18 protein-coding genes are annotated in these 20,261 nt (G+C 60.5%); 11 read left to right on the plus strand and 7 right to left on the minus strand.

What is annotated here, in order from left to right; all coding sequences use genetic code 11:
- Positions 1-22: 22 nt before the first annotated feature.
- The 3 genes from AC07T0_RS06565 to AC07T0_RS06575 are packed head-to-tail and all read right to left on the minus strand — an operon-like array spanning position 23 to position 2,376.
- Positions 23-1,090, minus strand: a complete 1,068-nt coding sequence (locus tag AC07T0_RS06565) for a maleylacetate reductase (protein WP_177103694.1) — start codon at positions 1,088-1,090, stop codon at positions 23-25.
- The gene (locus tag AC07T0_RS06570) at positions 1,065-1,508 is read right to left on the minus strand and encodes a nuclear transport factor 2 family protein (protein ID WP_152739867.1); all 444 of its coding nucleotides are present in this window, start codon (positions 1,506-1,508) and stop codon (positions 1,065-1,067) included. Before AC07T0_RS06570 ends, AC07T0_RS06565 begins: the two co-directional genes overlap by 26 nt.
- Before the next feature lie 31 nt (positions 1,509-1,539).
- Positions 1,540-2,376, minus strand: a complete 837-nt coding sequence (locus tag AC07T0_RS06575) for a dioxygenase (RefSeq protein ID WP_495000396.1) — start codon at positions 2,374-2,376, stop codon at positions 1,540-1,542.
- Between the two features lie 170 nt (positions 2,377-2,546).
- On the opposite strand from AC07T0_RS06575, the gene AC07T0_RS06580 reads away from it, so the two are divergent.
- The 11 genes from AC07T0_RS06580 (at position 2,547) to AC07T0_RS06630 (ending at position 15,005) form a co-directional block, all read left to right on the plus strand.
- On the plus strand, positions 2,547-3,461 hold the full coding sequence (locus tag AC07T0_RS06580) for a LysR family transcriptional regulator (protein ID WP_152739869.1): 915 nt from the start codon (positions 2,547-2,549) through the stop codon (positions 3,459-3,461).
- A 215-nt stretch (positions 3,462-3,676) separates the two neighbouring features.
- Entirely contained in the window at positions 3,677-5,014 is a 1,338-nt protein-coding gene (locus AC07T0_RS06585; RefSeq protein ID WP_495000397.1) for a carbohydrate porin, read from the plus strand.
- 166 nt (positions 5,015-5,180) lie between these two features.
- Positions 5,181-6,614 carry a sugar porter family MFS transporter gene (locus AC07T0_RS06590; RefSeq protein WP_152739871.1) on the plus strand — a complete coding sequence of 478 codons (1,434 nt, stop codon included), beginning with the start codon at positions 5,181-5,183 and terminating at the stop codon, positions 6,612-6,614.
- Positions 6,615-6,685: 71 nt separating this feature from the next.
- Entirely contained in the window at positions 6,686-7,582 is an 897-nt protein-coding gene (locus AC07T0_RS06595) for an intradiol ring-cleavage dioxygenase (protein ID WP_152739872.1), read from the plus strand.
- 40 nt (positions 7,583-7,622) lie between these two features.
- Positions 7,623-8,495, plus strand: a complete 873-nt coding sequence (locus tag AC07T0_RS06600) for a sugar phosphate isomerase/epimerase family protein (RefSeq protein WP_152739873.1) — start codon at positions 7,623-7,625, stop codon at positions 8,493-8,495.
- A 67-nt stretch (positions 8,496-8,562) separates the two neighbouring features.
- A complete protein-coding gene (gene iolG / locus AC07T0_RS06605) occupies positions 8,563-9,558 on the plus strand; it encodes an inositol 2-dehydrogenase (RefSeq protein WP_152739874.1) in 996 nt (331 codons plus the stop codon).
- 50 nt (positions 9,559-9,608) lie between these two features.
- Complete coding sequence (locus AC07T0_RS06610) at positions 9,609-10,700, plus strand: Gfo/Idh/MocA family protein (protein ID WP_152739875.1); 1,092 nt, start codon at positions 9,609-9,611, stop codon at positions 10,698-10,700.
- Between the two features lie 109 nt (positions 10,701-10,809).
- Positions 10,810-11,880 carry a multiple monosaccharide ABC transporter substrate-binding protein gene (gene chvE / locus AC07T0_RS06615; protein WP_152739876.1) on the plus strand — a complete coding sequence of 357 codons (1,071 nt, stop codon included), beginning with the start codon at positions 10,810-10,812 and terminating at the stop codon, positions 11,878-11,880.
- A 60-nt stretch (positions 11,881-11,940) separates the two neighbouring features.
- A complete protein-coding gene (gene mmsA, locus AC07T0_RS06620; protein ID WP_495000398.1) occupies positions 11,941-13,476 on the plus strand; it encodes a multiple monosaccharide ABC transporter ATP-binding protein in 1,536 nt (511 codons plus the stop codon).
- The gene (gene mmsB / locus AC07T0_RS06625) at positions 13,473-14,666 is read left to right on the plus strand and encodes a multiple monosaccharide ABC transporter permease (RefSeq protein ID WP_177103687.1); all 1,194 of its coding nucleotides are present in this window, start codon (positions 13,473-13,475) and stop codon (positions 14,664-14,666) included. The genes mmsA and mmsB overlap by 4 nt, the downstream gene beginning before the upstream one ends.
- Before the next feature lie 36 nt (positions 14,667-14,702).
- On the plus strand, positions 14,703-15,005 hold the full coding sequence (locus AC07T0_RS06630; RefSeq protein ID WP_495000399.1) for a Dabb family protein: 303 nt from the start codon (positions 14,703-14,705) through the stop codon (positions 15,003-15,005).
- A 44-nt stretch (positions 15,006-15,049) separates the two neighbouring features.
- On the opposite strand, the gene AC07T0_RS06635 is transcribed toward AC07T0_RS06630, so the two are convergent.
- From AC07T0_RS06635 to xylA, 4 genes are all read right to left on the minus strand, one after another.
- Entirely contained in the window at positions 15,050-16,186 is a 1,137-nt protein-coding gene (locus AC07T0_RS06635) for a sugar ABC transporter permease (RefSeq protein ID WP_495000400.1), read from the minus strand.
- Positions 16,187-17,743 carry a D-xylose ABC transporter ATP-binding protein gene (gene xylG / locus AC07T0_RS06640; RefSeq protein WP_495000401.1) on the minus strand — a complete coding sequence of 519 codons (1,557 nt, stop codon included), beginning with the start codon at positions 17,741-17,743 and terminating at the stop codon, positions 16,187-16,189.
- Between the two features lie 30 nt (positions 17,744-17,773).
- Positions 17,774-18,775 (minus strand): D-xylose ABC transporter substrate-binding protein, encoded by a 1,002-nt coding sequence (gene xylF / locus AC07T0_RS06645; RefSeq protein WP_495000402.1) that lies wholly within the window; start codon positions 18,773-18,775, stop codon positions 17,774-17,776.
- Between the two features lie 141 nt (positions 18,776-18,916).
- A complete protein-coding gene (gene xylA / locus AC07T0_RS06650) occupies positions 18,917-20,233 on the minus strand; it encodes a xylose isomerase (RefSeq protein ID WP_495000403.1) in 1,317 nt (438 codons plus the stop codon).
- Positions 20,234-20,261 lie beyond the last annotated feature (28 nt).

Genomic DNA, 20,261 nt, shown 5'->3' on the forward strand with positions numbered 1-20,261 from the left:
CATCCGTGCAGTCCATGTTGTCTTACTGTGGACGAACGCCATCGAACGCATCCTGCAGCAGTTGGCGAATCGCTGCGGCCTCGATGGGCCGTGGGTTCCAGTAAGGATTGGCGAGGGCAATGTCCGTGGCGCGATCCAGGTCGGCCTCGGTCAGGCCCAGATCCTTGAGGCGTGTCGGCGCCCCCAGGGAGCTGGAGAGGTCGAACAGGGCGGCCGCGGGGCTGCAATCGTCGACGTTCAGCGCCCGGCAGATACGCGACAAGCCTGGCGCCGCGGACTGGTTGTAGGCGATGGCGTGGGGAAGCACGATCGTATGGGTCTGCGCATGCGGCAGGTTGAAGCTGCCGCCCAGGGTGTGACAAAGCTTGTGATGCAGGGCCATGCCGACGTTGCCGAGCACGGTGCCGCATAGCCACGCGCCATAGAGGCAATCGCCGCGGGCATCGAGGTCGGTCGGGTTGCGATGGATGCGTTTCATGCCTTCGGCCAGGGCCCTGATGCCTTCTTCGGCCATCAACGACATGACCGGATTGCCATCCTGGGCGTACAAGCCTTCGGCCGCGTGGGCGATAGCGTTCATGCCGCTGGTGATCGACATCTCGAGGGGCAGGCTGACGCTGAGCTCCGGGTCGTAGATCACCGTCTTGGGCAGCACCCGCGGATCCTTGCCGGTACGCTTGAGGCCGTTCTCGGTCAGGCCGAAGACCGGGGTCATCTCGGAGCCGGCGTAAGTGGTCGGGATGGCCAGGATCGGCAGCCCGGAGTCCATGGCGATGGCTTTGCCCAGCCCGGTGGTTGAACCGCCACCGATGGCCACGGCGCAGTCGGCTCCCAGTTTGCGTGCGACTTCACGGGCTTCCCGTGCCGTCTCGATAGGAACGTGCATGACCGCCTTGTCGAAAATATCGGCGGCCCGGCTGCCGAGCAATCGAACGATGTTTTCCGCCTGGGCGCGTTGTTCCGGCGTGCAGAGGACCAGCGCCCGCTTGGCGCCTAATCGATCGATTTCCGCCTCCAGTTGCTGCAGCGAGCCTTTGCCAAAAATGACGCGCGACGGCTGACCGTTATAGATGAAGGGGGGCGTTGACATTGGGCAGGTCTCCTGGGGTGGATGCAGGTGCTGGACGCTGGACGATAGGCGTGGGTTGATAGGCAAGTAGCTGCCAATGCGCTGCCGTCTTGAGCCAGACGCTGAGGGTTCGGTTATTGAGGGTTTTGGCCACGCCGTGGGAAACGATATCGGCGGACATTTCGCCAAAGACCAGGGCGGTATCGCCGACAGTGCGCACTTCCTGCACGACATGTTCTATTCGGTGATAGAGATAAAGACCGTTGCGACATTTATTCAAGTAACTGGCCAGCGTGTCCCGGACACCATTGGAGTGCACATAAACCAACTCGTTATGGGCCAAACGCTGGAAAGCTTCGAGGTCGCCTTGTTGCATCGCCTGGTAGCGTTGTTGTTCTAATGAGCTGATTAAAGCGATAAGGGACACGTTGTCGTTCATGCTGACCTCGAAACGGGAAATAACCATGCGCTTAGCTGACCGCATCCTTCGCCAGGACGAAATCGAAGGCCAAGCTATAAAACGGATCGCGACTCAGTGTGCCGGCCGGGGTCATGCCGGCGTCCTGTCGTTGCCATTCGGTAATGAGTGAAGAGCGCACACCAAACACCGCATCTGAATCCAGATAGGGGTCACCCTCGCGAAATACCTGGGTGGTCAAGCGTTGATAGCCGGCGGCGCTGACGGTGAATTCCAGGTGGGCCGGCCGCCAGGCATGGCGGTTGAGAGCGCTGAGCAGCTGGCCGACAGGGCCGTCATGGGGGATACGTTGGCTGTTCGGTATCGCCGTGCAGAAGTGGTATTGGCCACGTTCATCGGCCTGTAGCAGGGCGCGTTCGGCCAGGCTGGCGCCAGCGGCCAGACTGATTTCCAGGGCCGCGTAGGGGATGGGGTTGCCCTTGGCATCACGGATGGCACCCTGCACGTAGCCTTTCGGGCCATCCAGTTCCCCGCTGAGGTCGGCGCCCAGGTCGTGGACGCTGGGCTCGTGCTCGGGCAACACGTGGAACGCCGCGGCCTCGGTGCAGCCGGCGGGTTTCTTGTCGTTCTGTGCGAGCACCAGGGTCGACAGCCCGAGGACGTGGGATAACAGCACAAACTCCTGGTGGTCGGCCGAGCGGGCTTTGCCGACCTGGCTGAGAAAGTCGATGCCGCTCTGCCACTCTTTTTCCGTCAGTTTGATATCCCGGGCAAAGGCGTGCAGGTGTTGCACCAGGCTGGTCATGACGGCGCACAGGCGCGCATCGGCCGTACCACTGTTATTGGCCAACACCGCCTGGGTGATGGTCATTTCGTCCAAATTGCGCATCTCGACTCCCTGAACTTTTCCGGCCCATCGGTACCGCGGCATTTTTTGCGATGTCGGTAACTTCACTTCTCAGGCCACTGCGCCGCACGTTATAGTTCCGCTGGATGTAAGAAAAGTCCGTTTCTGGAATTCTTTATTTCATATGTGAAAAAATAAGAAGGGAGCACACCTTGGATCGACTGACCGAACTGGAGCTTTTTGTCTTGACCGCGGAAGTCGGCACCTTGAGCAAAGCCGCGGAAATACTGGGCTTGTCCAATGCCGCCGCGAGCCGGCACCTGGTGGCGCTGGAGCAGCGTCTCAATGTCCGTCTGATCGACCGCAATACCCGGCGCCTGGCCTTGACCCACTCGGGCCATCAGTTCTACACCAGCTGCAAAAGCCTGCTGGGGGAATTGAAGGAGGCCGAAGCGTCACTCAGCGAGTCGTTGGTCCAGCCGGTCGGCACGCTGACCATTACCGGTTCGATCTCGTTCTGCATGTTGCACATTGCCCCGCTGATCCCGGCCTTTCGGAAAATGTACCCACACATCACCGTGAAGGTGCTGGGTGAGAACCGCTATTTCGACATCATCGACAGCGAAATCGACCTGGCGATCAGAACCCGCGAGTACGAGCCCGACTCCAATATCACCATTCGCCGCCTGGCCGAAACGCGCCGGGTGTTGGCGGCGTCGCCCGGTTATCTGCAACGCAAGGGCACGCCGAAAACCATCGCGGATCTTTCTCAGCATGACCTGTTGATCTACAGCCATGCCAACCAGCCACGGGTGATGCGTTTTACCAAAGGTGCGGAGGAGGTGGCCCTGAAGGTCGAGCCGATACTGGAAACCAACGATGGGCAGATTGTCCGCGCCGCCGCCCTGGCTGGCGGCGGTATCCTGGTGCAGCCCAAATACATCATCAACGCCGATCTGGTGGCCGGGCGCTTGATTCCAGTGTTGGATGATTGGGATCTACCGAGGTTGACCATCAATATGGCCTTTCAAAGCCGTCGCTATATGCCCGCCAAGTTGCGCGTCTTCATCGACTTTCTACTGGCCGACTTTAACCAACATGAGTACGAACGCTACTGGACACGCTAAGGCGGTTTTCCGCTGGGCGGAATTCACATTTATAGTTTTGCTGGGTATTCACTGCAACTTTCAGGTCCTATGATCCGTGGCGCTGGTGCTGGAGGACTTTTATGTTCGACACGGCCCCGGCTTCCTTTGAACGATTATTAAGTTGGCATTATTGAGCCCGGCTTCAATTCGCCTGCGCGTTAACAACAAGACTAACAATAAGGAAACGTCACGCCATGAAAAACTTTGCCAAGTGCACGGTTGCGGTCAGCTTTTGCCTGCTGATTCCCGGTTTTGCCTGTGCCGCCGATGAAGCCTTTGCCCAGGACTCCCGCTGGATGACCGGTGACTGGGGTGGGCAGCGCAGCAAGTGGCTGGACCAGGGTGTCGATATCGAGTTGGGCTACACCGGAGAAATGGCCGCCAATGTTCACGGTGGCTATGACAAAAACGTCACCGCCCGCTGGACCGAGCAATACGCCGTCGGCTTCAAGGCCGACCTGCAAAAAATCCTCGATTGGGAAAACACTCAGTTTCAATTCACGGTCACAGAGCGCGATGGGCGCAACCTGACCAACGATCGGGTGGCCGATCCGCGAGTCGGCGGTTATTCGTCGTCGCAGGAAGTGTATGGCCGGGGGCAGACCTGGCGGTTGACCCAGATGTGGATGAGCAAGGCCTGGCTTGATGGCGCCCTGGACATCAAGGCCGGTCGCTTCGACGAAGGCTCGGATTTCAACAGCTTCCCCTGCGACTTTCAGAGCACGCCATTTTGCGGTGCTCAGGCGGCCAACTGGATCGGCGACATCTGGTACAACTGGCCCGTCAGCCAATGGGCCCTGCGCACCCGGTATCAGTTCACCCCTGAGGTGTACGCACAGATCGGCGTCTTTGAGCAAAACCCTTCCTATCTGGAGAGTGATAACGGCTTCAAGCTCAGCGGCAGCGGCACCAAGGGCGCGGTGATCCCCATCGAGGTGGTCTGGAGTCCGAAGGTCAACGGGCTGGCGGGTGAATATCGGCTCGGCTATTACAAGAGCACGGCGAAGGCCGACGATGTACTGGATGACGTCAACGGTAACCCGCAGCCCCTCAGTGGCGATGCCTTCCAGCAGCATTCCAGCCGGCATGGCTACTGGCTGGTCGCCCAGCAACAACTGACCGCCCGGGATGGCGACAGCCGCCGCGGCCTGTCGGTATTTGCCAACCTCACCGCCCACGACAAGGCCACCAGTCGCGTCGACCATTTCATCCAGGCGGGGATCGTCTACAAGGGCGTTTTCGACAGTCGTCCCCTGGACGACCTGGGTGTCGGAATCGCCGAGGTCCATACCAACCCCGCCTATCGTGAGCGAGCCCAGTTGCAGAACCAGCAAAACGGTATCAGCGACTACGACAATCCGGGCTATCTGCCGGTGCAGTACAACGAAATCAGCAGCGAGATTTACTACGGCGTGCATGTCAGCAATTGGCTGACCGTACGCCCGAACCTGCAATACGTGAAAAACCCTGGCGGCGTACGTGAGATCGATGCGGCGCTGATTGCCGGCCTGAAGGTGCAGGCCAAGTTCTAGAGCCTCGGACGGCTATCACCGCGGACAAAGCGAGCGCCGCCAGCCGGTGGCGCAGTTTTCCACCTAGCGGAAAACACATTTGCCATCCAGGCATTTGTTTTCCGATTCAATCGCAGTAGTCTCACTTCCACTGAGCGTACACATAATTTCAATAAAGGTTGACCTCATGTCGAATCACCACACTGCCGGTAGTGCATCGTCGAAAATTCTCTGGCGTATCGCTGCCATCACCACCATGGGCTCGCTGGGGTTCGGTTACGACACCGGGGTCATCTCTGGCGCGCTGCCGTTCATGGCGCTCGATGCCGGTCACGGTGGCCTGGGCTTGAGCCCGGTTTCCGAGGGCCTGGTGGCCTCGGCGCTGATTTTCGGCGGTGCCTTTGGCGCGCTGTTCGCCGGGCAACTGTCCGACCGCTATGGTCGCCTGGTGGTGCTCAAGGCCCTGGCCATGCTCTTTGCCGTGGGCGCCTTGGGCACCGCGGTCGCGCCGACGCTGTGGGCCATGGTTGCCACCCGCTTCGTGTTGGGCATTGCGGTTGGCGGCGCATCCTCTACCGTGCCGGTACTGATCGCCGAGCTGGCGGCACCACGGCACCGTGGACGGTTGGTCTGCCAGAGCGAATTGATGATCGTCTCCGGGCAGTGCCTGGCCTATATCGCCAGCGCCGGCCTGGCGCATCTGTTCGACAGCCCGTCGATCTGGCGCTACATGCTGGCGATCGCGCTGATACCCGCCGTGCTGCTGTATATCGGCATGCACTTCGTGCCCACCTCGCCACGCTGGCTGGTCAGCAAAGGGCGCATCGCCGAGGCGAAAACCACGCTGACCGGCATTCGCGATACCTCCCTGGAAGTGGACCGTGAGTTGCAGGCCATCATCGCCCAATGTGCGGTGGAGCAGCGCCACGCCAGTGTCCTCAGCACACTCAAGGAGCCTTGGTTGCTGAAGTTGCTGGCCATTGGCATCGGCCTGGGCTTTGTCATCCAGTTCACCGGCGTCAATGCCTTCATGTATTACACGCCGATGATTCTCAAGGAAACCGGCATGGGCACCAACGCGGCCCTGATCGCGACCATTGGCAATGGCCTGGTGTCGGTCATCGCCACGTTGATCGGGATGTGGCTGATCAATCGCATGGGCCGCCGTTCCATGCTGCTGATGGGGCTGACCGTGGTGGTCATGGCGCAGATCTTCCTTGGCCTGGTGATCAACTTCATGCCGCACTCGCTGCTGCAAAGCTACCTGGCCTTGTCCGGTGTCCTGGCGTTCCTGTTCTTCATGCAAATGTGCATCGGCCCGGTGTACTGGCTATTGATGTCGGAGCTGTTTCCGACCCATGTCCGGGGTTTGATGAATGGTATTTCCGTCAGTGTGTTCTGGGTGTTCAACGCCATTGTCGCCTTCCTTTTCCCGGTCCTGCTGAGCACGTTGGGGGGCATGACCTTCTTCCTCTTCGCGGTGATCAATATCGGTTCGATCATCTTCTGCACCCTCTGGCTGCCAGAGACCAAGGGACTGACCCTGGAAGAGATCGAACAGCACATGAAACAGCGTTTGAGCGGCCGCCCATGGCGGGCCGGCGAAGCCACCGCGTACTGACCGCCGACCCGGCGTTCGGCTTTGAAACCTGCACGCCGGCTTTCAAGAATAACGATCAAGGACATCAGCTCATGACTGCGCACCTGGATACCGCCACGCCTATTGGTGGACTCTTCGAGGAACAACGCTCCGCCGAAATCGTCAACGCCCGGATCAGCGCCGATGCCGATCCGCGCCTGCACGAGGTCATGGCGGTGCTGACCCGGCATCTGCATGCGGCGATCAAGGAAATCGAGCCGACCCACGACGAATGGTTCAAGGCCATCGAATTTCTCACCCGGACCGGGCAGATGTGCACCGACTGGCGCCAGGAATACATCCTGCTGTCGGACGTGCTCGGGGCCACCATGTTGGTGGATGCGATCAACCACCGTCGGCCCCAGGGCGCCACGCCCAATACCATCCTTGGCCCGTTCTATGTCGCCGATGCGCCTCGTTACGCGAACGGCGCCAACATCTGCCTGGACGGCAAAGGCCAGCCGACCCTGGTCAGCGGTCGGGTGCTGGACACCGCCGGAAAGCCGATTGCCGGGGCGACGCTGGACATCTGGCAGACCAACGACGATGGCTTCTACGACGTGCAGCAAAAAGGCCTGCAACCGGACTACAACCTGCGCGGGTTGTTCACCACGGATGCCGACGGCTGCTATGCCTTTCGCACGGTCAAGCCGCGGCATTACCCGATTCCCGCCGACGGTCCGGTGGGCAAGTTGCTGGGGCAGCTGGGGCGGCATCCGAACCGCGCCGCGCACCTGCACTTTATCGTCACGGCCCGCGGTTATGACCAGGTCATCACGCACATCTTCACCCCCGACTGCCCGTACCTGCACGAGGACACGGTGTTCGGCGTGAAGAAAGAACTGATTGCCGAGTTCACCACGCAAACCGATGCGGCCACGGCCGAACGCTACGACTTGCCGGTACCGTTTTTGGCCGTCAATTGGGACTTTGTCCTGGCCCCGGCCTGATTGATCGACCCTTCGTTCCCTTATTGGATGAGTGACTGTCATGCCCGATAAATCTATTGAACTGCTTGCCGCTTACTGGACCCTCGCGGGTGACACTTACCCTGGTGCGCCCAGCGAGATCAGCCCGTTCTCGCTGCAGGCCCGGGCCGAAGCGGCGGCCAAGGCCGGCTGGCGCGGTATGGGCTTCGTGCATGCCGACCTTGTGCACAATGTCGCCAAGCTGGGTATTGCCACGGTCCGCAATATTCTCCAGGACAACGGCATCAAGCATGTGGAAGTCGAATTTCTCGTCGACTGGCACCTGGACGGTGCCCCGCGTGCGGCCTCCGACAAGATCCGCGATGAATTGCTGGAAATTGGTGGGGAACTGGGCGCCCGCAGCCTGAAGGTGGCCGGCGGTTTGTTCGAGGAAGGGCCGCCGGATGTGCCGCGCATGCGCGAAACCTTTGCCATCCTCTGCGATCGTGCCCAACCCTTTGGCGTCAATGTGGTCATCGAATTCCTGCCATTTTCCAGCGTGAACACCATCGACCGGGCGATTGCCGTGGCCCAGGACGTACGCCCCAACGGTGGCTTGCTGGTGGACACCTGGCACGTGGCGCGCGGCGGCATGAGCTTCGATGAAATCGCCAAGCTGCCGCTGGAGCTGATCAAGTCCATCGAGCTGGATGATGCCAACCACGCCATCGTCGAGTCGCTGTTCAACGACTCGACCCACCACCGCAAGTGCTGCGGCGAGGGTGAACTGGATGTTCCGGCGTTTATCCAACAGGTGGTCAATGTCGGTTACCGGGGACCGTGGGGTGTCGAGCTGATCAGCGCCGAGTTGCGCAAGCTGCCCCTTGAGGTGGCCGCCAAGAAAGCCTTTGACACAACGATTGCACAGTTCGAGCACATCAGGTTCCAGGCTTGATAGCTGGCTGCACAGTGACGTTTTTTACCGCTAAAACAACGAATAATTGAGTTCAGGAGATATGAATATGGTGGGTATCGCAGTGCTGGGCGCAGGTCGTATCGGCAAGATCCACGCCGCCAACGTGGCGGCCAGCAAGTTCGCCAAACTGGTCGTCGTCGCCGACCCGTTCGCCGACGCCGCGGGCAAATTGGCCGATGAACTCGGTGCCGAGGCCATGACCGACTGTGAGGCGGCGATTGATCGGGCCGATGTTCACGCGATCGTGATTGGCACCCCGACGCACACCCATATCAACCTGATGCTGCGCGCGGTGCGCCAGGGCAAGGCGGTGCTGTGCGAGAAGCCCATCGACCTGGACATGGCCAAGAGCCTGGCGGCCGTGGAGGAGGTCGAGCGGCTGAACGGACGGGTGATGCTGGCCTTCAATCGCCGCTTCGAAACCACCTTTGCCGAAATGCGTGCGGCCATCGACGCCGGCGATATCGGTGAGGTTCGCCAGGTGATCATCACCAGCCGCGACCCGGGCCTGGCGCCGGAGGATTACATCCAGCATTCCGGCGGTATTTTCCGCGACATGACCATCCACGACCTGGACATCGGCCGCTGGCTGCTGGGTGAGGAACCGGTCGAACTGAGCGCCATCGGCAGCCGCCTGATCGACCCGGCCATGATGGAAAAGTACGACGACTACGACACCGCGATGGTGCAAATGCAAACTGCCTCCGGCAAACAGTGCCACATCAACAACTGCCGTAACGCGGTCTACGGTTACGACCAGCGCATCGAAGTATTTGGCTCCAAGGGCATGCTGCAGATGGACAACCTGCGTCCGACCACCATTCGCCGCTGGAGCCAGGACGTCACCGACGCCCGCGAACCGCTGCTGAACTTCTTCCTCGAGCGCTATCAGCAAGCCTACAAGTCCGAACTGGATGCCTATATCGACGCACTGGCGCATAACAAACCTATGCCGACCACCGTGCAGGACGGGCTCAAGGCGCTGCAGCTGGCCGATGCCGCCGTGGAGTCGGTCAAGACCGGACGCGCCGTCAGACTCTGACGCAGGCTGAGTGGTTTGGATTTTTGGACAAGTACACCAGGAGAATCGTTATGTCCTACAAGCTTGAGCAGGGTATCCGCATCGGCGTGGCCTGCCTGGGGATTACTCACCCGCACACCTCGGGCCGGGTCAAGGCCTTCCAGCGCATGGCCGACGTGGAGTTTCTCGGCGCCTATGACGACAGCCCGTTGCTCGATCCGTTCTGTGATGCACTGGGCCTGCAGGCCCGCAGCAAGGCAGAGATTCTGGCCGACCCGAATGTGCACGTGGTACTGGTGCATCCCAAGAGCTACCTGATGGCCGACTGGGCGATCGAAGCGCTGCAGGCCGGCAAGGCCGTGCTCTGCGAGAAGCCGGCGGGCCGTGGCACCCAGGACACCCGGCGCATCGTCGAGGCCGTCGAACGCACCGGCGGCTTGTTCCAGGTCGGCTACTGCTGGCGTTACGCGCCGTCGGTGGAAAAGATGCAGCAGGTGCTCAAGAGCGGCGAAATCGGCAAGGTCTTGCAGGTTCGCGCGCACGCCGGTTGCTCCCACGATGAGGCCGATACCAACCATATGAAGCAGCCCGGTGACCGTGGCGGGGCGTTTTATGTGATCGGTTGCCATACCATCGACCGGATCCTGCTGCACTTCGGCAAACCCAAATCGGTCAACGCACGGATCACCAAATTTGCCGGGCAGATGAGTGACTCGGCCCGCGAGGACGCGGTGGGCGCGGTGCTCAACTACGACGACAAGCTGGTCACCATCGACTTCATGTCCTGGGACCCGATGCCCTGGACCGAGAGCTGGGACATCACCGCCTATGGCACCCATGGGGTGATGCATTCCACGCCGATGCCAGCTTCGTACAAGCTCTACCACGACGGCAAGAACGGCCACCAGCAAGGTTGGACGCACTGGAACGAGAACAGCTTCCCGGAGATCTGGGCGGTGCGCAAGACCGTCTACTCCCCGGAAATCGCCGAGATCGGCAACCCGGTGTATTTCGATCGCGAGGCCGCCGCGTTCGTCACCTCGTTGCGCACCGGTAGCGCCTCGACGGTGCCGGCCACCCAGGCCCATGACATCAACGTCATCCTCGAAGCGCTGTTCGAGTCCGCCGATGCGAACGGCCAGGAAGTCCAGCTGGCGTTGTAGATAACCCGCAGTCCCGATAGGCGAGGAGACCCGTTCGGCTCAGTCGTTTTGAGCCGAAAGGGACTCTGCGTCCCTGAGAAATGACAACAACAATAAAGAAGAGGGCGTTATGCACACGATTATCAAGGTTGCCGCAGCGGTATTGTTGGGGTTGGCGATCAGCGCCTGCTCCAAGCAGGAGACCAGCAGCAAAGGCACTATCGGCATTGCCATGCCGTCGAAAACCGAAGCCCGCTGGGTGTCCGATGGCAGCAATATCGTCGACTCGTTGAAGAAGCTTGGCTACGACACCGACCTGCAATACGCCCAGTACGAGGCGCCGACCCAGCTGTCGCAGATCGAGAACATGATGGTCAAGGGCATCAAGGGCCTGATCGTCGCGCCCATCGACGGGACGACCATGACCGCCGTGCTCAAGCAGGCCAAGGAAAAAGGCATCAAGGTCATCTCCTATGACCGGCTGATCCGCAACTCCAAGGACTTCGATTACTACGTCACCTTCGACAACTACCGCACCGGCGTGCTGCAGGGCCAGTCGATTGTCGACTCGCTGGCGCTCAAGCAGGGCAAGGGCCCGTTCAACCTGGAGATCTTCGCCGGCTCCACCGATGACAACAACGCCCATGTGGTCTATGCCGGCGTGATGTCCCAGCTCAAGCCCTACATCGACAGCGGCAAGCTGGTGATCCGCAGTGGCCAGCAAGCCATCGACAAGGTCGCCACCCCGAACTGGGACGGTGCCCAGGCCCAGGCGCGCATGGATAACCTGCTCAGCGCCTTCTATGGTACGGCCCACCTCGACGCGGTACTGGCGATGAACGATCAGATCGCCACCGGTGTCGTGTCATCCCTGCGCGGTGTGGGTTATGGCAGTGGCAAGCTGGCCATGCCGATCGTCACCGGCCAGGATGCGGAAATCTCCAGCATCAAGTCGATCATTCGCGGCGACCAGTCCTCGACCATCTTCAAGGACACCCGGGCTCTGGCCGGCGCGGCGGCACAGATGATGGACGCGACGTTGAGCGGCAAGGCGGTGAGCGTCAATGACACCACGTCCTACGACAACGGCTCGATGATCGTGCCCACTCAGTTGCTGACCCCACAACTGGTCGATGGCAAGAACTGGCAGAAAGTCCTGGTCGACGACACCAAGTTCTACACCCCTGAGCAGTTGCGCTAGTCGCTTGTGATTGTGCCGGCGGCTGCGCGGTTCGGCAGCCCGCCTGGCAGGAGAGAGAAAATGAGCAAAACGATTCTCGACATGCGTGACATCCGCAAGTGCTTTGGCCCGGTCAAGGCGCTCAGCGGGGTCAACCTCCAGGTTGGCGATGGGGAAATCCATGCGATTTGCGGTGAAAACGGTGCCGGCAAATCGACCTTGATGAAAATCCTCAGTGGCGTGTATCCCCACGGCAGCTACGACGGCGACATCGTCTTCGACGGCGTGCCGCGGACCTTCCACGGCCTGCGCGACAGCGAGGCGTTGGGGATCTGCATCATTCACCAGGAACTGGCGCTGGTGCCGATGTTGTCGATTACCGAAAACCTGTTTCTGGGCAACGAGATCTCCCGGCACGGGGTGATCGACTGGGACGAGGCGCACCTGCGGGCCCGCGAGCTGCTGGCTCGGGTTGGCCTCGACGCCCGGCCGCAGACGCTGGTGGGCAACCTCGGCATCGGCCAGCAACAGATGGTGGAAATCGCCAAGGCGCTGGCCAAGGATGTGCGCTTGCTGATCCTCGACGAGCCGACCGCGAGTCTCAACGAAAGGGACAGCGACACCTTGCTCAATCTGATGCTCGAACTCAAGGGCCGTGGCATCACCTCGATCATCATTTCCCACAAACTCAACGAGATCGGCCGGGTCGCCGATGAGATCACCGTGATCCGTGACGGCAGCACCGTCGACGTCATCGATTGCCGTGTCGAGAAGATCGACGAGGGTCGCGTGGTTCGTTCCATGGTCGGCCGCGAGTTGTCGGACCGCTACCCGTCGCGGGTGGCCGAGATCGGTGAGACCTTGTTCGAGGTCGAGGACTGGTCGGTCGGCGACCCGGAGCGTCCAGGCCGCGATCGTATCCGCAATATCAATTTTCATGTACGCCGGGGCGAAGTGGTGGGGATCGCCGGGTTGATGGGCGCTGGCCGCACCGAGTTTGCCATGAGTGTATTCGGGCGTTCCTATGGCGTGAACATCCGCGGCAAGGCGCGTATCGAAGGGCGCGAAGTCGACCTTGGTACGGTGCGCAAGGCCATCGATCAAGGCCTGGCCTACGCTACCGAAGACCGCAAGGGCGCCGGCCTGGTGCTGGGGGAGAGCATCACCCGCAATACCTCCATGGCCAACCTGGCCGCCGTTTCCAAGCGCTGGATCATGAACGAACTGGGCGAGACGGCGGTGGCCGTCGATTACCGCGCGCGCCTGCGGATTCGCTGCCCGGACGTGAGCCAATCGGTGGAGAAACTTTCCGGTGGCAACCAGCAGAAAGTCGTGTTGGGCAAGTGGCTGTTCTCCGATCCCAAGGTACTGATCCTCGACGAGCCCACCCGCGGTATCGATGTGGGGGCCAAGTACGAGATCTATGGGGTGGTCAATCAAGTGGTCAGCGAAGGTCGTGGCGTGGTCATGATTTCCTCGGAAATGCCGGAGTTGCTCGGCACCTGTGACCGTATCTATGTGATGAACGAAGGACGCTTTGTCGGCGAGTTTCCGATCGCCGAGGCATCGCAGGAAAAAATCATGCACGCAATCATGAAAAACGAGGTGATCCAGTGAGCGAAGTCAGCATGCCTCTCGCATCCAACAAACCCAATGCCCTGACATCCTTCAAGCGTGGCGCCCGTGAATACGGTCTGTTGGCCTCGCTGATCGTCATCATGGTGTTCTTCCAGATGGCCACCGGCGGGGCATTGATGCAGCCGCTGAACCTGACCAACCTGCTGCTGCAGAACAGCTACATCGTGGTGATGGCGCTGGGTATGTTGATGGTGATCGTCTGCGGGCATATCGACCTGTCGGTCGGTTCGGTGGTCGGCGTGATCGGTTCGATCGCGGCGGTGTTGATGGTCCAATATCGCCTGGATTTCTTCAGTGTGACCCTGATCTGCCTGCTCTGTGGTGGGCTGATCGGCGCGGCGCAAGGCTACTGGGTCGCTGTCTGGGGCATGCCCTCGTTCATCGTCACCCTGGCCGGTATGTTGATCTTTCGCGGCGCTACTATTGCCATCTCTCAAGGGCAGTCGATAGGGCCGTTTCCGCCGGCGTTCTCGGCGATCAGTTCGGGCTTCATCCCCGACGTCTTCGCCAATGAAAACCTGCGCATTACCTCCTTGCTGCTGGGTATCGCGGTGGCCGTGGCCTTCTGGGTGGTTGAATATCGCAGTCGCGCGCGCACCCTGAAAAGCGGCGGCAGCGCTGCTCCCCTGGCCCTGTTTGCATTGAAGAACGGCGTGGTGGCGGCCCTTATTGTGTACTTCTGCTACCTGCTCTCGACCTACCGCGGCATCCCCACAGTGCTGGTGATCATGAGCGTGCTGATCGGGGTGTACACCTTCGTCATGAACCGCACCGTGATCGGTCGCTGGATCTACGCGGTAGGCGGCAATCTCAAGGCGGCCAGGCTGTCGGGTATCAATACGGCGCGGGTGACCTTCTTCGCCTTCGTCAACATGGGCGTACTGGCCGCCGTGGCCGGACTGATCTTCGTCGCCCGCCTCAACAGCGCGACACCGCGTGGCGGCACCGGCTTTGAACTGGACGTCATTGCGGCCGTGTTCATCGGCGGCGCGTCGGCCTCCGGCGGCGTCGGCAAGGTGGTCGGCGTGGTCATTGGCGCGTTCATCATGGGTGTATTGAACAACGGCATGTCGATCATGGGCATCGGCATTGACTACCAACAAATGATCAAGGGCGCTGTGCTGCTCGCAGCGGTATTCGTAGATGTCTATCAGAAAAGCAAGGGTTGATATGTCAGGCCGGGATGACACCGCACGGAGACCGCGATGATCAAACATATTGTGATGTGGAACCTTGCGGGGGAGACGCCGGAGAGCAACCGCCAGGCGTGCCAGTTTCTCAAGGAACGCTTCGAAGGGTTGGCCGGATTGATTCCGGGGCTGCTGAAGATCGAGGTCGGCGTCGATATCAGCCGGATCGATTATGCCTGCGACGTCGTGCTCTATACCGAGTTCGCGTCCGCTGAAGCGCTGGCGGCCTATGCCACGCACCCTGAGCACTTGAGGGTGCGCAATGAGCTGGGCAACTCACGGATCGCCAGACATCAGGTGGATTACCTCGTCCAATAGCGGCAAGCGTCCGATTCAGTTGATTCGGACGCGTTCCCCGCAGATCAGCGGCGTCCGGTCCGGGTGCTCACATCCACCCACACGGCCAGTACCAGGATGCTGCCTTTGACAATCATCTGCCAGTAGCTGTCGACGTCGAGCATGGACATGCCGTTGTCCAGGCTGGTGATGACCAGCGCGCCGAGGAGGGCACCGTAAACGGTGCCAGAACCACCGCGCATGGAGGTGCCGCCAATGAAACAGGCAGCGATAGCGTCGAGTTCGCCCATGTTTCCGGCCGAGGGTGAGCCCGCGGCCAGGCGCGCGGTGTTGACCACGCCGGCGAGGGCGCACATCACGCCCATGACGCCGAAGATCCACAGTTTCACAGCCTGTACGTTGATACCAGAGAGGCGCGTGGCTTCCATGTTGCTGCCCACCGAATAGATGCGTCGTCCGAACACGGTCTGACTGGTCACGTAGCTGAACACGCCAAGCAGAATCAGCAGAAGCAGCACCGGAACCGGAATGCCGTCGTAGCTGTTCAGGGTCTGGACGAAGCCGGCCAGCACCGCGCCGATCAACACCACGCGCAACACGTCACGCACCCGTGAGTGGGCAGCCAGGCCATGGAGGGCACGATTGCGGCGCTGTTTCCAGGTCAGGAAAAGTGTCAAGGCGAACAGCAGTACGCCGAGCCCTGCTCCTATCGTGTGCGGCAAATAGCCCTGGCCGATGTAGACCAGTGGCGGAGACACAGGGGCAATGGTGGTGCCGCCGGTAATCCCCAGCAGAATGCCGCGGAACGCCAACATCCCGCCCAGGCCGACAATGAAAGACGGGATGCGCAGGTAGGCGGTCATAAAACCGTTTGCCAAGCCAATCAGTAATCCGCACAGGGCCACCATGCCCAGATTTGCCAACAGCGGTAGGTGATAGATCACATCGAGAATCGCCGCCAGGCCACCCAGCAGGCCAAGCAATGAACCTACTGACAAATCGATCTCGCCGCTGATGATCACCAGTACCATGCCGCAGGCGAGAATCCCGGTGATGGACATCTGCCGCAGCAGGTTGGAGAGGTTGCGCGGGGTCAGAAACCCGCCATCGGTTTGCCAACTGAAGAACAGCCAGATAATCGCCACCGCGATCACCAGGGCGAGCATTTTGTAGCGGGTGAAGAATGCTTTGAGCTGAATCATCTACGCGGTCTTCCGAGCATTATTGTGATGGTCGTCGGGATGCCTGAGCGCGGCGGTGAGCACCTGTTCCTGGGTGAGTTCGTGGTTGATGAAGTCGCCGCGCAGCTGGCCTTCGCCTATCACCAATACGCGGTTGGAAACGCCCAGCACTTCGGCCAGCTCCGAGGACACCATGATGATCGACACGCCTTCAGCCGCCAGCGCGCCCATCAGCTTGTAGATCTCATATTTGGCGCCTACATCGACCCCGCGGGTGGGCTCATCGAGAATCAGCACGCGGGGTTTGGTCAGGAGCATCTTCGCCAGCACGGCTTTTTGCTGATTGCCGCCGGAGAGACTGGTGATCGGCAGGAACGGGCTCGCGGTCTTGAGGTGCATGCGCGAGATTTCCTTGCCGATGCTGGCCAATTCGGCTTCGGCGTCGATGCGGGTCATTTTTGAATAGTTGTCCAGGACGGCCAGGGTGATGTTGTGGCCGACTCCCAGATCCGGAATGATGCCTTGGCGCTTGCGGTCTTCAGGGACCATGCACAGACCGGCGCGGATCGACTTGAGGGGCGTGCGTGTATCGATCGGTCGACCGTCCAGCCATACTTCCCCCTCATGGCGGCCGGGATAGGCGCCAAACAGCGCCGACACCAGCTCCGTGCGCCCGGCGCCGACCAACCCGGCGATACCGAGGATTTCCCCGCGTTTGAGGACGAACGAAATATCGTCGACCCGTTTGCGCTTGGGGTTGTCGACGTCGTAGCAGGTGATATGGCGCGCCTCGAAAATCACCTCGCCGATGTCATGGGGTTCGGTGGGGTAGAGGTTGCTCATTTCCCGTCCGACCATCTGGGTGATGATTTTCGGGATGTCCATGTCCGCCATGGCGGAAGTGGCGATGTGTTTGCCATCGCGGATCACCGAAATGGTGTCGCACACGGCGGCCACTTCATCCAGCTTGTGAGAGATATAGACGCACGCAACGCCCTTGGCCTTGAGGTCGCGAATGATGTCCAGCAGCACCTCGATTTCCGAACGGGTCAGCGCCGATGAGGGCTCATCGAGGATCAGCAGGCGCGCTTGCTTGTTCAGCGCCTTGGCGATCTCCACCAGTTGCTGGTAGCCACCGCCGTACTGTGAAACCGCTAGCGATACGTTCATGTCCGGGACTTTGAGCTCACGCATCAGGCCTTCGGCACGACGGATCATCGCCGGGTAGTTCATGCGCCCGCCGGGCAGCGTCAGTTCGTGCCCCATGAAGATGTTTTCAGCCACTGACAGATCGGGGACCAGGGTCAGTTCCTGGTGAATGATGACGATCCCGGCGGCTTCGGTTTCGCGGATGGATTGCGCCTTGAGCGGCTGACCGTCCCAGAGAATCTCCCCGTCCCAGGTGCCATGGGGGTAGACCGCCGACAGGACTTTCATCAGCGTCGACTTGCCGGCACCGTTCTCGCCGCACAGGCCGACGCATTCACCAGGCTTGACCTTGAGGTCGATGCCATTGAGTGCTTTGACACCGCCAAAGGTTTTGACGATGCCGTTCATTTGCAGCAGATAGTCGGACATGGCGCGGTACTCACTGTACAGCTCGATGGGTCACTGTCCGGCAATCTGCGCCTTGGTATAAAACCCGTCCTTTTCCAGCAGGTCGATGTTGTCCTTGGTCAACGGGGTCGGGGTGAGGAGGATGGTGTCGACTTTTTTGCTGCCGTTGTCGTATTGCGAGCTGTAGGTGGGTTTCTCGTTACGCGCCAGTTGCACCGAGAGCTTGGCGGCTTGCGAAGCGATCAGTTTCAGCGGCTTGTAGACGGTCATGGTCTGGGTGCCCTCGATCACCCGCTTGACCGCTGCCAGGTCTGCGTCCTGACCCGAGATCGGTACCTTTCCGGCCATTTGCTGCGCGGCCAGTGCCTGGATCGCGCCCCCGGCGGTGGCGTCGTTGGAGGCGACGATGCCATCGATTTTGTTGTTGTTCCGGGTCAGGGCATTTTCAACAATGCTCAGGGCTTCGGTGGCGTTCCATTCCTTCACCCACTGCTGGCCGACAATCTTGACGTCACCCTTGTCGATGGCCGGTTGCAGCACTTTCATTTGACCTTCGCGCAGGACCTTGGCGTTGTTGTCCGTGGGGGCGCCACCGAGCAGGAAATAGTTGCCCTTGGGGGCCGCTTTCAACACGCCGCTGGCCTGCATCTCGCCGACCTTTTCGTTATCGAAGGAAATGTAGGCGTCTATATCGGCGTTGAGGATCAGTCGGTCATAGGACACCACCTTGATCCCGGCCTTCTTGGCTTCGGCGACGGCGTTGGTCAGCACGGTGGCGTTGAATGGCACGATGACGATCACATCGACGCCACGGGAAATGAGGTTTTCAATCTGCGAAATCTGCTTCTGCTCGTTGGCATCGGCCGATTGTACGAAGACTTTGGCGTCCATTTTTTCCGCCGCCGCGACGAAGTAATCACGGTCTCGTGACCAGCGTTCCAGACGCAGATCATCGATGGAGAAGCCGATCTTCGGGTGGGCGGCATCGGCCATGACCGGTAGCGAGAGCAGGGCAAGAGCGCTGGCGAGCAGCGTGCGTTTTAGTGTGTTCATGATGGTGCGTCCTTTTATTGTTGTTTGAAAGACACTGCCTGACGATGAATAAGCTGCCGGTGGAACTGTAGAGCGTCGCCGGACGCCGCGAGCATGGATTTGTCGCGAGAATGTCACAACGCCGCCAAGGTTTACCTGCTGTCAGGGGTAGATAAACCGATTCACCAGGCCTTCGAGCATCTCCTGCCGACCGCTGACCGCCCGCGGATTCAGTTCGTTGGCGAAGGCATGTTCGGCCAGCGATCCGAGGCTGAAGTCACCCGCCAGCAGCGCCTGCCCGAACGGCTGCCGCCAGCCGGCGTAGCGTTGATCCTTGAATGGCTGGAGTGGGTCGTTCTGCAGCATGGCCGCCGCGCGCTCCAGAGCCAGGGCGAGAACATCCATGGCGGCGACATGGCCGTGGAACAGATCAACCTCGTCCAGACTCTGGCGACGGACTTTGGAGTCGAAGTTGAACCCGCCATGGGTGAACCCACCGGCCTTGAGGATTTCGTAGGTGGCCAGGGTCATCTCCTCGACGCTGTTGGGGAACTGGTCGGTGTCCCAGCCGTTCTGCGGATCGCCGCGATTGGCGTCGATGCTGCCGAAGATCCCCAACGAGACCGCCGTGGCGATCTCGTGATGGAAGCTGTGCCCGGCCAGGGTCGCGTGGTTGGCCTCGATATTGACCTTGATCTCGTTTTCCAGGCCGAACTGATGCAGGAAACCGAAGACCGTGGCGCTGTCGTAATCATATTGGTGCTTGGTCGGTTCCTGGGGCTTGGGTTCGATCAGCAGGTCACCTTTGAAACCGATCTTGTGCTTGTGCTCGACCACCATGCGCATGAAGCGGCCCAATTGTTCGCGCTCGCGTTTCAGATCGGTATTGAGCAGAGTTTCGTAACCTTCACGGCCGCCCCAGAGGACGTAGTTGGCCCCTTTGAGGCGTTGGGTCGCGTTCATGGCGCTGAAGACCTGGGCGGCGGCGCAGGCGAACACTTCCGGGTCCGGGTTGCTGGCGGCGCCCGCGGCAAAGCGTGGGTGGCTGAAACAGTTGGCGGTCCCCCACAGCAGCTTGATCCCGGTTTGCTCCTGATGGCGCTCCAGGTGGTCGATCATCTGCGCGAAGTGGTTGCGGTACTCTTTCAACGAGTTGCCTTCCGGGGCGACATCCGTGTCGTGGAAGCTGTAGTAGTCGATGCCCAGTTTGGAGAAGAACTCGAAGGCCGCTTCGGCCTTGCCGATGGCCAGCTCCATCGGATCCCCGGCGTGCTGCCAGGGGCGCTTGAAGGTGCCGACACCGAACATATCGGCCCCCGGCCAGACAAAGGTGTGCCAGTAGCAGGCCGCCATGCGCAGGTGCTCACGCATGGGTTTGCCGAGGATGAGCTTGTTGGCGTCGTAATGTCGGAAAGCAAGGGGCGAGTCGCTGGTGGGACCTTCGTAGCGAATCTTGTCGACAGCGGGGAAGAAAGGCATGGGCAATTTCCTTGTTGTTCTTGGCTGT

This window comes from Pseudomonas sp. GW821-FHT04D07 (assembly GCF_059420225.1).

Bases quoted from the DNA above. Each gene is read 5' to 3' on its own strand.
- AC07T0_RS06610 (WP_152739875.1), top strand. From the start codon at position 9,609: ATGTCCTACAAGCTTGAGCAGGGTATCCGCATCGGCGTGGCCTGCCTG.
- AC07T0_RS06600 (WP_152739873.1), top strand. From the start codon at position 7,623: ATGCCCGATAAATCTATTGAACTGCTTGCCGCTTACTGGACCCTCGCG.
- AC07T0_RS06590 (WP_152739871.1), top strand. From the start codon at position 5,181: ATGTCGAATCACCACACTGCCGGTAGTGCATCGTCGAAAATTCTCTGG.
- chvE (WP_152739876.1), top strand. From the start codon at position 10,810: ATGCACACGATTATCAAGGTTGCCGCAGCGGTATTGTTGGGGTTGGCG.
- AC07T0_RS06565 (WP_177103694.1), bottom strand. From the start codon at position 1,090: ATGTCAACGCCCCCCTTCATCTATAACGGTCAGCCGTCGCGCGTCATT.
- AC07T0_RS06595 (WP_152739872.1), top strand. From the start codon at position 6,686: ATGACTGCGCACCTGGATACCGCCACGCCTATTGGTGGACTCTTCGAG.
- xylF (WP_495000402.1), bottom strand. From the start codon at position 18,775: ATGAACACACTAAAACGCACGCTGCTCGCCAGCGCTCTTGCCCTGCTC.
- AC07T0_RS06585 (WP_495000397.1), top strand. From the start codon at position 3,677: ATGAAAAACTTTGCCAAGTGCACGGTTGCGGTCAGCTTTTGCCTGCTG.
- AC07T0_RS06630 (WP_495000399.1), top strand. From the start codon at position 14,703: ATGATCAAACATATTGTGATGTGGAACCTTGCGGGGGAGACGCCGGAG.
- xylA (WP_495000403.1), bottom strand. From the start codon at position 20,233: ATGCCTTTCTTCCCCGCTGTCGACAAGATTCGCTACGAAGGTCCCACC.
- mmsA (WP_495000398.1), top strand. From the start codon at position 11,941: ATGAGCAAAACGATTCTCGACATGCGTGACATCCGCAAGTGCTTTGGC.
- iolG (WP_152739874.1), top strand. From the start codon at position 8,563: ATGGTGGGTATCGCAGTGCTGGGCGCAGGTCGTATCGGCAAGATCCAC.
- AC07T0_RS06635 (WP_495000400.1), bottom strand. From the start codon at position 16,186: ATGATTCAGCTCAAAGCATTCTTCACCCGCTACAAAATGCTCGCCCTG.
- xylG (WP_495000401.1), bottom strand. From the start codon at position 17,743: ATGTCCGACTATCTGCTGCAAATGAACGGCATCGTCAAAACCTTTGGC.
- AC07T0_RS06570 (WP_152739867.1), bottom strand. From the start codon at position 1,508: ATGAACGACAACGTGTCCCTTATCGCTTTAATCAGCTCATTAGAACAA.
- AC07T0_RS06575 (WP_495000396.1), bottom strand. From the start codon at position 2,376: ATGCGCAATTTGGACGAAATGACCATCACCCAGGCGGTGTTGGCCAAT.